Below are 13,518 nucleotides of genomic sequence, written 5' to 3'. Positions count from 1 at the left end.
GCACCCGGACGTCTGCGACGGCAGCCACGAGGGCATCCTCGCCGTCCACTCGCTGTCCAAGCGCTCCAACCTCGCGGGCTACCGCTGCGCCTTCGTCGCCGGGGACCCGGCGCTCGTCGGCGAGCTGCTCGCCGTCCGCAAGAACCTCGGGCTCCAGATGCCCGGTCCCCAGCAGCGGGCGATGATCGCGGCGCTCGACGACGACACGCACGTCGTCGAGCAGCACGCCCGGTACGCCGCCCGCCGCGCGAGGCTGCGCGAGGCGCTGCAGGGCGCGGGGTTCCGCATCGAGCACTCCGAGGCCTCGCTCTACCTGTGGAGCAGCCGCGACGAGGACTGCTGGGTCACGGTGTCGGCCCTGGCCGACCTCGGGATCCTGGTCGCTCCGGGGGAGTTCTACGGCCGGGCCGGTCGCCGGCACGTCCGGGTGGCGTTCACGGCCACCGACGAGCGGATCGACGCGGCGGTCGCGCGGCTCGCCTCAGGAGACTGAGGTCGCATCCGCTCCGGGCGCCGTCCGGAGCGAGCGCATCATGGTGTGCAGCCCCTCGGACGGCACCGAGCGCGGCGAGACGATGGGGCCGACGGTGGGCCGCGCCACAGGTCCGGTCGGGGCCGGCCTCGCCGACCGGGTCGCCGACGGGTCGCGCCGGGGGAGGGGCACCACGGTCGACTGCGACGGCGGGTCGTCCCCGTCGTCGGAGCCGCCGGCCCTGGCGTCACTCGACGCGGCCGGCATCGGGTGCGCAGCGTCGTCCGCCGGGTGCCGCTCGACCTCGGGACGCTCCTCGAAGGCCGCTGCCTGCCGCACCTGGACGGCGGAGATGCTCTCCATGCGCAGGACCGACAGCACCCCGTCGTTGCGATGGAGGACCAGTCCGTGCCCGTCCAGGGCGCTCACGTGCCCGGACAGCCACTGGCCGGCGACGAGCACGTCCACGCTGACGCCGGTCCCCTGGGCCCGGGCGAGGGCGGTGCCGATGGTGTAGATGGTCGAGGTCCGCATGGCCCGGACGCTAGGGCCGGAGCGCGCCGACGGCCGCCGCCCGGCACGGTCGTACCCACTTTCAGGAGGGTGGATCAGACCGGGACGGCGGAGGTCAGTCCGCGACGTCGACGTGCACGTGGTCGCGGTGCTCCAGGATCGCCCGGTCGCCCCGGGAGGAGGACGGCACGTCGTAGTCGGACCACCCGTCGTCGCTGCGCGACCCGGCCCGCCAGATCCGGTCGTCGAAGATCACCGTCCTGATCGCGAGCCGGTCCGCCTGCGCGACGAGGTAGTGGGCGAGCGCCCACCCGCGCTTCGTGTTGTCCGCACTGATCGGCCGCACGAAGACGTCGATCGCCCTGCCCTCGTAGTGGGCGGAGCCCTCCATGTGGCCCGACGACACCCCACCCGCCTGGAACCCGCCGAGGGACAAGGGACCGAAGGTCGACTCGAGATCCTCGCGGACGGCGGCCGCGCGGCGCACGAGGCCGGCGTCGTCGAGGCGGTCGCTGTCCTCCTCGGCGTCGCCCGGTGTCTCGCACCAGAAGGCCGCCTCGTGGTTGCCGGTGAGCGCGGAGGCGAGCGCACGACCGTCGGCCTCGTGGTCGGCGTACGCCTCGGGGAAGGCCGAGCGCTGCACGGCCTGGGCGGCCACCGTGATCTCCATCGCCTCGTAGCCGTCGACCCGCATCAGCGCGTCGTAGAAGGCGTTGATGGAGTGCACGGGGTCGAGGATCTCCTGGACCGTGCCCCAGCCCTGGGACGGGCGCTGCTGGAACAGGCCCACCGAGTCCCGGTCGCCGTGCTCGATGTTGAGCAGGTCGGACTCCTGGTACGCCGTGGCCAGCGCGATGCTGGCGGCGCGCGCAGGCAGCCCGCGCCGGATCGAGAGCGCGGTGATCAGGGCGGCGTTCTCGGCCTGCTCCAGGCTCAGGTCGACGACCAGTCCGTCGACCTCCGCGGTGCAGCCGGAGGACGAGAAGAGGGGGTTGCCGCCGTCACGGTCCATCAGGACGCCGACCCCGACGACGACGAGGAGCACGACCAGGCCGGTGACGACGGCCCTGCCGAGCCGGGTCATGCGCTAGTCGTTGGCGTGCAGCGCGGTGTTGAGGGCGATGCCCTCACGCTTCCACGGCACGGCCTCGATGGCTCCGCTGACCGAGTTGCGGCGGAAGAGCACGTTGCTGGCCCCCGAGAGCTCGAGTGCCTTGACCACTGTGCCGTCGTCGTCCGGCAGCGTCACCTTGGTGCCGGCGGTCACGTAGCAGCCTGCCTCGACGACACAGTCGTCACCGAGGGAGATGCCGATGCCCGCGTTGGCGCCCAGGAGGCAGCGCTCACCGACGGAGACGACCTCCTTGCCGCCGCCGGACAGGGTGCCCATGATCGAGGCGCCGCCACCGATGTCGGAGCCGTCGCCGACCAGGACGCCAGCCGAGATGCGGCCCTCGACCATCGAGGCGCCCAGGGTGCCGGCGTTGAAGTTGACGAAGCCCTCGTGCATGACGGTGGTGCCGCTGGCCAGGTGCGCGCCGAGGCGGACGCGGTCGGCGTCGGCGATCCGGACCCCGGAGGGCAGGACGTAGTCGACCATCCGCGGGAACTTGTCGACGCCGAACACCGTGACGTGGCCCCTCTCGCGCTGGAGTCGGGCGCGGGTGAGCTCGAAGCCCTCCACCGCGCACGGCCCGGCGCTCGTCCAGACGACGTTGGTGAGCAGGCCGAAGACGCCGTCCATGGAGATCTCGTGGGGCCGGACCAGCCGGGCCGACAGCAGGTGCAGGCGCAGCCACACGTCCTCGGTGGTGGCCGGGGCCGCGCCGAGGTCGGCGATCTCCACGGCCCGCAGCTCGCGGCGTGTGCCGCGGGCGGCGTCGGTCCCGGCGAGGGCGACCAGCACGTCCGGCACGTCCTGGCCCGCACGCTCGCCGAGGGCGGGGGAGGGGAACCAGACGTCCAGGACGTGGTCGGCGGAGTCGAGGGTCACCAGGCCGTGGCCCCAGGCGGGACGGGCAGCGGAGTCAGTCACGGCGGCAAGACTACGGACTCGTGCCTCACTGCCCGGTCCTGCCGTCTCTACTGACCGGTCCTGCCGTCCAGGCACTCGCGGAGCAGGTCGGCGTGGCCGCAGTGCCGGGCGTACTCCTCGATCATGTGCACGACGATGTCGCGGACCTCCGCCTCGTCCCCGTGCACGTCGACGAGCGCGTCGAGGTCGGTGCGCTCGAGCACCTCGCGGGCGTGCTCGACCTCCTCCCGGAGCAGCGCGAAGGACTCGTCGACCAGCTCCTGGGTGGGCTCGCCGAGCTCGAAGCCGCCGTCCTCGTCCTGGAAGTGCCGCTCGATGTCGTGCCGGCCCTCGAGCACGCGGCGGAACCACGACTGCTCGACACGCGCCATGTGGCGGACCATGCCGAGCAGCGACATCCGCGACGGCGGCACCGACCGGGTGCCCAGCTGCTCGGGGGTGAGTCCCTCGCACTTGAGCTCCAGGGTCGCGCGGTAGTGCTCGAGGTACTCCACGAGGACCGCGCGCTCGCCGCGGCTCGGGGTGTCGCTCATCCGGGGGTCCTGCTCCTGGGGGAGCCACATGCCGTTGAAGCCGATCTCGGTCATGCAAGGACCCAACCGCAGGCGGTCCGAGCGCGCAACGCGTTTCCCGCACCGAGCCGGCCGCGCCCGGGCCCGGGCGGGATCAGTCCGAGTCCGCGACGAAGACCTCGTCGACCGGCACCGCGAAGAGCCGGCTGATCCGGAAGGCCAGTGACAGGCGGGGGTCGACGTGACCCAACTGATTCGCGCGCCCGCGCGACCGCGCCGTACGATCAGGACACAGGCGTCTGAGCCGTCATCAGCGGCGAGCCTCCGGAAGAACCGCCGTCGCACGCCAGCGACCGGCCCACTAGAACCGGACGGGTGGCCCGTCACAGCCAGCAACGAGCGGCACCGCCGGGAGGCGGCGCAAGCGAGGTGGTACCGCGGTCAGTCGATCGTCCTCGTGGCATCAGCCCGAGCTGTACGACGACCACCGCCAGGAGTCCCCGATGACCTACCCCAAGGTCTCCCACACGTCCGCCACCACCGTCGCGAGCACTCCGGCGTTCCCGGCGATCGAGGAGGCCGTGCTGGCCTACTGGGACGCCGACGACACCTTCGCCGCGAGCGTCGAGCAGCGCAAGGCCGGCCCCGACGGCGACAACGAGTTCGTCTTCTACGACGGCCCGCCCTTCGCCAACGGGCTGCCGCACTACGGCCACCTGCTCACCGGCTACGTCAAGGACCTCGTCCCGCGCTACCAGACCATGCGCGGCAAGCGGGTCGAGCGCCGCTTCGGCTGGGACACCCACGGCCTGCCCGCCGAGCTCGAGGCCATGCGCCAGCTCGGCCTGAAGACCACYGACGAGATCCACGAGCTCGGCATCGAGAAGTTCAACGCCGCGTGCCGCGAGTCGGTCCTGAAGTACACCGGCGAGTGGCGCGACTACGTGACCCGGCAGGCCCGCTGGGTCGACTTCGACAACGACTACAAGACCATGAACCCCGAGTTCATGGAGTCGGTGATGTGGGCCTTCAAGCAGCTCCACGACAAGGGCCTCGTCTACGAGGGCTTCCGCGTCCTTCCCTACTGCTGGAACGACGAGACCCCGCTGTCCAACCACGAGCTGCGCATGGACGACGAGGTCTACCAGGTCCGCCAGGACCCGGCCGTCACCGTCGGTGTCCGCCTCGACTCGCAGGGGGAGGACGACGAGCTCGGCGGCGTGCTCGCCCTGGTCTGGACGACCACCCCGTGGACGCTGCCGTCCAACCTCGCGGTCATGGTCGGCGAGGACATCGAGTACGTCGTCGTCGAGGCGCCCGTCCCGGGTACCGACACCACGGCCCGCTACCTCGTCGCGGAGTCGCGGCTGGCGTCGTACGCCCGCGAGCTCGGCGAGGACGCGGAGGTCGTCGGCCGCTACCGGGGCGCCGACCTCGTGGGTCGCTCGTACACCCCGCCGTTCTCCTACTACCTCGGCCACGAGCGGGCCTTCCGCCTGGTGGCCGCGGAGTTCGTCACGACCACGGACGGCACCGGCCTGGTGCACACCGCGGGCGCCTTCGGTGAGGACGACAAGGTCGTCACCGACCGTGAGGGCATCGAGCCGGTCATGCCGGTCGGCAAGGACGGGCGCTTCACCTTCCCGGTGGCCGAGTACGAGGGGATGCTCGTCTTCGACGCCAACCCGCACGTGATCGACCACCTCAAGGCCGCCACCCGCGGCGAGGCCGGCGGCTCGGTCACGCCGGGCACGGTGCTGCTGCGGCGCGAGACCTACGACCACTCCTACCCGCACTGCTGGCGCTGCCGCGAGCCCCTGATCTACAAGGGCGTCTCCTCGTGGTTCGTCGAGGTGACCGCGGTCAAGGACCGCCTCATGGAGCTCAACCAGCAGATCCGCTGGGTGCCCGAGCACATCAAGGACGGCTCGTTCGGCAAGTGGCTGGAGAACGCCCGCGACTGGTCGATCACCCGCAACCGCTTCTGGGGCAGCCCGGTGCCGGTGTGGAAGTCCGACTCCGAGGAGTACCCGCGTCTCGACGTCTACGGGTCCTTCGAGGACATCGAGCGCGACTTCGGCCGGCTGCCGGTCGACCAGGACGGCAACCCCGACCTGCACCGGCCGTTCGTCGACGACCTCACCCGGCCCAACCCCGACGACCCGACCGGCGCGTCCACGATGCGTCGGGTCACCGACGTGCTCGACGTGTGGTTCGACTCCGGCTCGATGTCCTTCGCGCAGGTGCACTACCCGTTCGAGAACGCGGACTGGTTCGACGGGCACTTCCCGGGCGACTTCATCGTCGAGTACATCGGCCAGACCCGCGGCTGGTTCTACACGATGCACGTCCTGGCGGGCGCGATCTTCGACCGGCCCGCCTTCGAGACCTGCGTCAGCCACGGCATCGTGCTCGGCAACGACGGCCAGAAGATGTCCAAGTCGCTGCGCAACTACCCCGACGTGCGCGAGGTCTTCGACCGCGACGGCGCCGACGCGATGCGCTGGTTCCTGATGTCCAGCCCGATCCTGCGCGGCGGCAACCTGGTCGTGACCGAGCAGGGCATCCGCGACTCGGTCCGCCAGGTGCTCATCCCGCTGTGGAACAGCTGGTACTTCTTCAGCCTCTACGCCAACGCGGCGGGCGCGGGACAGGGCCACGACGCCACGCGGCGTACCGACAGCAGCGACCCGATGGACCGCTACATCCTGGCCAAGCTGCGCGAGTACGTCGCCACGATGACCCGCCAGCTCGACGACTACGAGGTCGCGAACGCGTGCGACTCGACGCGGTCGTTCCTCGACGTGCTGACCAACTGGTACATCCGGCGCTCCCGCGAGCGGTTCTGGGACGAGGACGCCGACGCGTTCGACACCCTCTACACGGTGCTCGAGACCGTCTGCCGGGTCACCGCGCCGCTGATGCCGCTGACCACCGAGGAGATCTGGCGGGGCCTCACCGGGGGACGCTCGGTGCACCTAACCGACTGGCCGCAGGTCGAGGACCTGCCGGCCGACCACGGCCTGGTCGTGTCGATGGACGCCGTCCGCGACGTCTGCTCGGCCGGCTCCGCGCTGCGCAAGGCCGCCGGGCTCCGCAATCGCCTCCCGCTGTCGCGGCTGACGGTCGTGGCCGACGCGGACCTGTCCGGCTTCGAGTCGCTGGTCGCCGACGAGCTCAACCTCAAGGCGGTCGACGTGCTGGCCGCGGACGCGCCCGAGGCGGCGTCGTACGGCGTCTCGCAGCGGCTCACCGTCAACGCCCGCGCCGCCGGCCCGCGGCTCGGCAAGGACGTGCAGCACGCCATCAAGGGCTCCAAGACCGGCGACTGGTCGGTCTCGGAGGACGGCACGGTGACCTCGGGCGGGCTGGCCCTGGTGGAGGGGGAGTACGCCCTCGACACCGTGGCCGGCACGGCCGACGACTCGACCGCCGTCGGGATGCTGCCGCGCGGTGGCTTCGTCGTCCTCGACACGGCGGTGACGCCGGAGCTGGAGGCCGAGGGCGCCGCCCGCGACCTGGTCCGTGCCGTCCAGCAGGCCCGGAAGGACGCGGGTCTCCAGGTCAGCGACCGGATCGTCCTGTCGGTGTCCGGGCCCGCCGACGTGCTGGCCGCCGCACGCACCCACGAGGCCCTGCTCGCCGAGGAGACCCTGGCCACGAGCGTGGTGTACGCCGAGGCGCCCGCGGTCGCCGTCTCCGTCACCCGGGCCTGAGCCCGTCCTGCCGTCCGGGCTCGGGCCCGGATGGTTGGATGGCGCCATGACGCTGGACCTCGTCCTGGACCTCGGGACCGACGCCGTGACCCTGACCGAGCAGCTCGTCAACATCGAGTCGGTCTCCCACCACGAAGCCGCCATCGCGGATGCGGTCGAGGCCGCATTGACGCCGTTGGGGCACCTGACGGTCACCCGACGCGGCAACACGCTCGTGGCGCGCACCGACCTCGGTCGAGACGAGAGGGTCGTGATCGCCGGACACCTCGACACGGTGCCGCTCAACGACAACCTGCCGGCCCGCCGCGAGTCGCGTGCCGACGGCGACCTGCTGCACGGCCTCGGCACCTGCGACATGAAGGGCGGCGACGCGGTCATGCTGCGGCTGGCCACCCTCGCCGCGCCCGACCGCGACCTCACCTTCATCTTCTACGAGGCCGAGGAGGTCGACTCGGTCCACAACGGACTGCGCAAGCTCACCGAGACCGACCCCGACCTGCTCGAGGCCGACTTCGCGATCCTGATGGAGCCCAGCAACGCAGCGGTCGAGGCGGGATGCCAGGGCACCATGCGCGTCGACGTACGCACCACCGGCGAGCGGTCCCACAGCGCGCGCAGCTGGAAGGGCGTCAACGCCATCCACCTGGCGGCGCCGATCCTGGCGAGGCTCAACGACTACGAGGCCCGGACCCCGCTCATCGACGGACTCGAGTACCACGAGGGCCTCAACGCCACGGGCATCCGCGGCGGCGTCGCCGGCAACGTGATCCCCGACGAGTGCGTGGTGGAGGTGAACTTCCGCTTCGCGCCCGACCGCAGCGAGGCTGACGCCGAGGCGTTCGTCCGCGACTTCTTCGAGGGGTACGACGTCACGGTCACCGACCTGGCCGCCGGCGCCCTGCCCGGGCTCGACCGTCCCGCAGCGAAGGCCTTCGTCGAGGCCGTCGGGGGGACGCCCGCCCCGAAGTTCGGCTGGACCGACGTCGCCCAGTTCACCAAGCTCGGCGTACCGGCCGTCAACTTCGGCCCCGGCGACCCGATGTTCGCCCACAAGCAGGACGAGCACGTGCCCGTCGAGCACATCGAGCGCTGCGAGCGGGTGCTGCGGGCCTGGCTGGGTGCGGAGGACCAGTCGTGAAGGACAAGATGAAGGGCCCGATCCTGGAGAGGCGCAGCCAGGTCCAGGAGGACACCTCCGACCGGCGGCTGCTCGACTCCCGGGGGTCCGCGGGCTGGGTGCACGAAGACCCGTGGCGCGTGCTGAAGATCCAGGCCGAGTTCGTCGAGGGGTTCGGGGCGCTGGCCGAGCTCGGGCCCGCCATCGGGGTCTTCGGGTCGGCGCGGACCAAGCCGGACGCCCACGACTACGGCGTCGCCGAGCAGGTCGGTCGCCGGCTCGCCGAGGAGGGCTTCGCCGTCATCACCGGCGGGGGACCCGGCGCGATGGAGGCGGCCAACAAGGGGGCCAGCGAGGCGGGGGGTGCCAGCATCGGCCTCGGGATCGAGCTGCCCTTCGAGGCCGGCCTCAACCAGTGGGTCGACAAGGGCATCAACTTCCGCTACTTCTTCGCCCGCAAGACGATGTTCGTCAAGTACGCGCAGGGCTTCGTCGTCCTGCCGGGCGGGCTCGGCACCTTCGACGAGCTCTTCGAGGCGCTCACCCTCGTGCAGACCCAGAAGGTCACCTCGTTCCCCGTCGTGCTCATGGGCGTCGACTACTGGAGCGGCCTGCTGGCCTGGATGCGCGACACCGTGCTCGCCGAGGGCAAGATCAACGCCCGGGACCTCGACATGCTCACCCTCACCGACGACGTCGAGGAAGCGGTCGCGATGATGGTCGCGGCCCGCGCCGACGACGTCCCCACGCCGTCCGCGGAGCGGCCGGAGTGACGCGGTGACCTGGTTCTTCGCGATCCTGATCGTGCTCGCCATGGGGGGTGTCGCGCTGGTCGCGTCCGGTCGCGGCGGATCGCTCCCTGAGGAGTACGACGACCGTCCCGACGTACGCGTCCCGGCGACCGGCCCGCTCACCGGCGACGACATCCGGCGCGTGCGCTTCTCGCTCGGGCTCCGCGGCTACCGGATGTCCGAGGTGGACACCCTGCTCGAGCGGCTCGCCGCACAGCTCGAGGACCGGTCCGAGGACGCCCCCACGCGTGGCGACGGCGACCCCACCTAGGGCACACTGCGCGGATGTCCACCGAGATCCTCGTCTACATCCTCACCCCGCTGGCCGCGGTGGTCGTGGTGTTGACCCGGCTGCGACTGGCTCGGGGCGACGCCGCCGCCGGGCACTCCCAGATCAGTCCGCGGCTCCTGCTGGTCCACACCGTCGCCGGCACCGTCGCCCTGCTGCTGTGGGTGGTGTTCCTGGCGTTCCCCGAGGACTCCTTCCTCGGCGGCTCGGTGGTCGGCATCGTCGCGCTCGGGTTCTTCTGGGTCACCGCGATCGCCGGGCTGCTGATCCTGATGCGGTGGCTGCCCACCCGCGGGAAGCACGCCGGCGACACGGCCACCGACGCGTGGAGCAAGGGGCCCTGGCTCTCGGTCCTCGCCCACGTCGGGATGCTCGTGGGGGTCGTCGTGTTCTCCTTCGCCTACCTCACCTCCGCGGTGTGAGGCGGCTCGTCGCGCTCRTCCTGGGCGCCGGACTCCTCGTCTCCCTGCCCGCCGCGCCCGCGTCCACCTCCCCGGCCGCGGACCGGCCGACGGCCGTGGTCGAGCACCGCGTGATCGGCCACTCGGTCCAGGGCCGTCCCCTCCACGCCTGGCGTCTCGGGGAGCCCGGCAAGCGCCGCGTCGTGCTGCTCTCCACGATGCACGGCAACGAGCCGCACACCCGGCAGATCCTCACCAGCCTGCGCGACGGGCGCCCCGTCCGGGGGATCGATCTGTGGGTCGTACCGGTGGTCAATCCCGACGGGCTCGCCCGGCACAGCCGGCGCAACGCCCACGGCGTCGACCTCAACCGCAACTTCCCGCACGACTGGGCCGACCTCGACGGCAACTACGAGTCCGGCCCCGGCCCGGCCAGCGAGCCCGAGACCCGCGCCGTGATGGCGTTCCTGCGAGACGTGCGCCCGCGCCGGGTGCTGAGCTTCCACCAGCCCCTCAACGGCGTCGACACCGACACCAAGGACTCGGGCTTCGCCCGCCGGCTCGCCCGCGCGCTGCGGCTCCCGACGACCACGCTGGACTGCGGCGGGCTCTGCCACGGCACCATGACGAGCTGGTACAACGCCCGCTTCGCCGGGGCGGCCCTCACCATCGAGTACGCCGCCCGCCCGGCCCGGCACCGGATGGTCGTCGAGGCCCCGCGGCAGCTGCTCGGCGTGCTCGGCGCCCGCCGTACGCGCGGCCGCTGAGAGGTGAGCGGGCGCTTCCTGACCGCTGGAACGTGCCGAGCGGGCGCTTCCTGACCGCTCGGCGGTCCGGAAGCGCGCAGAACTGCCCGGTCGGCGCGATCCAGCGGTGCGAAACTGCCCGGTCGGCGCGATCCAGCGGTGCGAAACTGCCCGGTCGGCGCGATCCAGCGATACGGAACTGCCCGGTCAGCGGTCGGTCAGCGGCCGCGGAAGGTCGGCTTCTCCTTGGCCATGAACGCGTCGACGGCGGCGAGATGGTCCTCGGTGCCGCCGGTGAGCGCCATCTTGTCGGCCTCGAAGGCCAGCGACTCCGCGAAGGAGTGCGACGAGGAGTGCTCGACCGCCTGGCGGATCGACCCGTAGGCCACGGTCGGCCCGGTGGCCAGTCGCACCGCCAGGTCGCGCACGGTGGCGGCGAGGTCGGCGGCGGGGACCACCTGGGTGGCCAGCCCGAGCTCGAGCGCCTCGGCGGCCGGCACGGTGCGGGGGAAGTAGAGCAGCTCCATCGCCGTGCCCCGACCGACCAGGCGCGGCAGCGTCCAGCTCGCTCCGGTGTCGCAGGACAGCGCCACCCCGGCGAAGGAGGTGTTGAAGGCCGCCGAGTCCGCCAGCACCCGGAAGTCGGCGGCGAAGGCCAGGCTCGCGCCCGCTCCGGCCGCGACACCGTTGACCGCGGCCACGACGGGCTTGGGCATGGTCGCGAGGGCGAGGACGGTCGGGTTGTAGTGCCGCTCGACGGTGTCGGAGAGCGGCACGCTCGCGTCGCCGCGCAGGCCGGCGAGGTGCTCCTTGAGGTCCTGGCCCACGCAGAACGCCCGCCCGCTGCCGGTGAGCACGACACAGCGCACCTCGGGGTCGTCGGCCACCCGGAGCACCGTCTCGAGGAGCAGGTCCTTGGTGGCCACGTCCAGGCCGTTCATGGCGTCGGGACGGTTGAGGGTGATCGTGGCGACGCCTGCGTCGACGTCGAGCAGGACGGGATCGGTCGAGGTCATGCGCGCAGTCTGCCCGATCAGGTGGACGTCAGGGTGCGGGCCACGAAGGCCTCGGAGGCACTCGCCAGGCGGTCGGCCTCGCGCCGGAAGTAGTCGGTCGCCCGACGCCCGGCCCAGTCGTCGGGGAGCAGCTGGTAGGGCAGGCCCGGGTCGGTGAAGAGGAACTTGCGCCACTCGTGGACCAGGTGGAAGCGGGCGGCGAAGGCCGCCTCGTCGGGGTCGCCGTGCGCGGCCAGGTGGTCCTCGACGGTGGCGGCGGCGTCGTCGAGCCACGCGGCGTACTCGCTGCCGATCGTCTCGAGGTCCCAGGCGCGGGCCGGCGAGGCGGGCGGGTCGAAGTCGAGCGCCCGCGCGGTGGTCGCGGTGGCCCCGGCGCGTCCGAGTGTCTCGGCGAGCTCGGAGCGGACCCACGGGCTCACCCACACGCGGTCGTCGATGGCGGCGTAGCCGAGGTACGGCAGGTCGCGCAGCACCGCGGCGCGCACGGCGCGGGAGGGGAAGGGGTCCAGGAGCAGCAGCTGCCAGCACCCGTCCCACTGGTCGTCGCGGCGCCGGTAGATGCGTTCGGCCGCCTCCTCGAGCCGCCGGATGGCCTGCGGGGTGGCGGCGTACCCCCGCGAGCCCTGGACCATGGCCGGCTCCAGCCAGCCCTGGGACACCATCCTCGAGATGGCCGTCCGGACCGCCGGAGCGGCGATGCCGATGGGGTCGAGGAGCCGAACCAGGTCGGCCACTGCGGCGCGGTGTCCACGCGTGCGCAGGTGGTCGCCGTAGACGTCGAACAGGGCAGACCGCGCGTGCATGGTCGGGAGTCTGCCAGCCCTGTGGTGCCCATCACTGCCGACATGAGGGATAATGGGCGAGTACGACTTCGTCGGGGCGGCCGAGCCGCCTCGATTTCGCATGTGGAGCCACGCGGCCCACTGAGCTGAATCAGGAAGAGGGTTGCGCCGATGGCCGCCATGAAGCCCAGGACTGGGGACGGACCGCTCGAGGTCACCAAGGAAGGCCGCGGCATCGTCATGCGCGTCCCGCTCGAGGGCGGTGGACGCCTGGTGGTCGAGCTCAACGCCGACGAGGCGGGCGCCCTCGGGGACGCCCTCAAGGGCGTCGTCGGCTGATCGTGGTCGTCACCCCCCAGCTCCCCTCCCAGGTCTCACCCCCGGAGTTCGCCCTCAGCCCGGCGCTGCCGCACCAGATCGGTGGTGCCGAGGTCTGGGCCCTCCCGGTCCTTCCGGGCGAGGACGGCGACGTCGTCCTCGGTCCCGGGGCCGCTGAGGCGTCCGAGCTGCTCGGGATCGATCTCCTCGACGTCCTCGAGGCGGCCCGCGCCACCGGGCGCACCGGTGAGGTGACCACGGTCCCCGTCGTCTCGGACACCGTCACCTCCGTGCTCCTGGTGGGCCTGGGCGACCAGACGGTCACCGACTTCCGCCGGGCCGGCGCCACCGTGGCCCGGGCGACCAAGGACCGCGCGAGCGTCGTCACCTCGATCACCGCGATCGCGCCCGAGGGGGCGCTGGCGGCCTTCGTCGTCGGGGCGACCCTCGGCTCGTTCGCGTTCCACTGGCGCTCGACGGGGCCGGCCGAGCAGCCCGTGCGCCGCATCGTGCTGGCCGGCGTGGACGACCACGACGGTGCGTACGACGACGAGCTGGCCCGGGCGATCGCCGTCGGCGGTGCCGGGTGGCGCTCGCGGATGCTGGCCAGCGTGCCGGCCAACCTCAAGAACCCCGCCTGGCTCGCCGAGCAGGCCGAGGAGTTCGCGGCGGAGGCCGGCCTGGACGTCCGGGTCTGGGACGAGAAGGACCTGGCCGCGGACGGCTTCGGCGGCATCCTGGCCGTCGGCGGCGGCTCCGCCACCCCGCCGCGCCTGATCCGCCTCGACTACACGCCTCCCGGTGCAGGCA

15 protein-coding genes are annotated in these 13,518 nt (G+C 72.3%); 9 read left to right on the top strand and 6 right to left on the bottom strand.

Annotation, left to right across the window (positions count from 1 at the left end):
• A partial coding sequence (locus tag ACXJKL_RS03710) for an aminotransferase class I/II-fold pyridoxal phosphate-dependent enzyme (protein WP_457205706.1) occupies nucleotides 1–493 on the top strand: 493 nt, incomplete at its 5' end.
• Here ACXJKL_RS03710 and ACXJKL_RS03705 read toward each other — a convergent pair.
• The 4 genes from ACXJKL_RS03705 to ACXJKL_RS03690 all read right to left on the bottom strand — a co-directional run bounded on the left by ACXJKL_RS03705 (nucleotide 482) and on the right by ACXJKL_RS03690 (nucleotide 3,607).
• Nucleotides 482–1,006, bottom strand: coding sequence for a hypothetical protein (locus ACXJKL_RS03705; RefSeq protein ID WP_457205705.1), 525 nt, complete (start codon nucleotides 1,004–1,006; stop codon nucleotides 482–484). The genes ACXJKL_RS03710 and ACXJKL_RS03705 overlap by 12 nt on opposite strands.
• A 94-nt stretch (nucleotides 1,007–1,100) precedes the next feature.
• Nucleotides 1,101–2,069, bottom strand: a complete 969-nt coding sequence (locus tag ACXJKL_RS03700) for a hypothetical protein (protein ID WP_457205704.1) — start codon at nucleotides 2,067–2,069, stop codon at nucleotides 1,101–1,103.
• Nucleotides 2,070–2,072: 3 nt separating this feature from the next.
• Entirely contained in the window at nucleotides 2,073–3,020 is a 948-nt protein-coding gene (gene dapD, locus ACXJKL_RS03695; protein ID WP_457205703.1) for a 2,3,4,5-tetrahydropyridine-2,6-dicarboxylate N-succinyltransferase, read from the bottom strand.
• 47 nt (nucleotides 3,021–3,067) lie between these two features.
• Nucleotides 3,068–3,607: a DinB family protein gene (locus tag ACXJKL_RS03690; RefSeq protein ID WP_457205702.1), complete on the bottom strand. Its 540-nt coding sequence runs from the start codon at nucleotides 3,605–3,607 to the stop codon at nucleotides 3,068–3,070.
• Nucleotides 3,608–4,035: 428 nt separating this feature from the next.
• Here ACXJKL_RS03690 and ileS point away from each other — a divergent pair, with 428 nt between their 5' ends.
• Genes ileS through ACXJKL_RS03660 form a run of 6 tightly spaced genes read left to right on the top strand, consistent with a single transcriptional unit; the run spans nucleotide 4,036 to nucleotide 10,613 of the window.
• Nucleotides 4,036–7,248, top strand: a complete 3,213-nt coding sequence (gene ileS, locus ACXJKL_RS03685; protein ID WP_457205701.1) for an isoleucine--tRNA ligase — start codon at nucleotides 4,036–4,038, stop codon at nucleotides 7,246–7,248.
• 46 nt (nucleotides 7,249–7,294) lie between these two features.
• Nucleotides 7,295–8,386, top strand: a complete 1,092-nt coding sequence (gene dapE, locus ACXJKL_RS03680; RefSeq protein ID WP_457205700.1) for a succinyl-diaminopimelate desuccinylase — start codon at nucleotides 7,295–7,297, stop codon at nucleotides 8,384–8,386.
• An 8-nt stretch (nucleotides 8,387–8,394) separates the two neighbouring features.
• The gene (locus tag ACXJKL_RS03675; RefSeq protein WP_457205707.1) at nucleotides 8,395–9,138 is read left to right on the top strand and encodes an LOG family protein; all 744 of its coding nucleotides are present in this window, start codon (nucleotides 8,395–8,397) and stop codon (nucleotides 9,136–9,138) included.
• A gap of 4 nt (nucleotides 9,139–9,142) precedes the next feature.
• Nucleotides 9,143–9,427, top strand: coding sequence for a DivIVA domain-containing protein (locus tag ACXJKL_RS03670; protein ID WP_457205699.1), 285 nt, complete (start codon nucleotides 9,143–9,145; stop codon nucleotides 9,425–9,427).
• A 14-nt stretch (nucleotides 9,428–9,441) separates the two neighbouring features.
• Entirely contained in the window at nucleotides 9,442–9,867 is a 426-nt protein-coding gene (locus tag ACXJKL_RS03665; protein WP_457205698.1) for a hypothetical protein, read from the top strand.
• A complete protein-coding gene (locus ACXJKL_RS03660; protein WP_457205697.1) occupies nucleotides 9,864–10,613 on the top strand; it encodes a M14 family zinc carboxypeptidase in 750 nt (249 codons plus the stop codon). Before ACXJKL_RS03665 ends, ACXJKL_RS03660 begins: the two co-directional genes overlap by 4 nt.
• 197 nt (nucleotides 10,614–10,810) lie before the next feature.
• Here the strand turns inward: ACXJKL_RS03660 and ACXJKL_RS03655 are convergent, their stop codons facing one another.
• Both ACXJKL_RS03655 and ACXJKL_RS03650 read right to left on the bottom strand, forming a co-directional pair.
• The gene (locus ACXJKL_RS03655; protein ID WP_457205696.1) at nucleotides 10,811–11,608 is read right to left on the bottom strand and encodes an enoyl-CoA hydratase/isomerase family protein; all 798 of its coding nucleotides are present in this window, start codon (nucleotides 11,606–11,608) and stop codon (nucleotides 10,811–10,813) included.
• A 17-nt stretch (nucleotides 11,609–11,625) separates the two neighbouring features.
• On the bottom strand, nucleotides 11,626–12,411 hold the full coding sequence (locus ACXJKL_RS03650; RefSeq protein WP_457205695.1) for a PaaX family transcriptional regulator: 786 nt from the start codon (nucleotides 12,409–12,411) through the stop codon (nucleotides 11,626–11,628).
• A 150-nt stretch (nucleotides 12,412–12,561) separates the two neighbouring features.
• Here ACXJKL_RS03650 and ACXJKL_RS03645 point away from each other — a divergent pair, with 150 nt between their 5' ends.
• Entirely contained in the window at nucleotides 12,562–12,729 is a 168-nt protein-coding gene (locus ACXJKL_RS03645) for a DUF3117 domain-containing protein (RefSeq protein ID WP_457205694.1), read from the top strand.
• Between the two features lie 2 nt (nucleotides 12,730–12,731).
• The coding region (locus tag ACXJKL_RS03640; protein WP_457205693.1) for a M17 family peptidase N-terminal domain-containing protein at nucleotides 12,732–13,518 on the top strand (787 nt) is incomplete at its 3' end.

The organism is Nocardioides sp. P5_C9_2 (genome assembly GCF_054049555.1).
The sequence above is the reverse complement of the archived record's forward strand: the minus strand, read 5'-3'. Positions and strand labels throughout refer to the sequence as shown.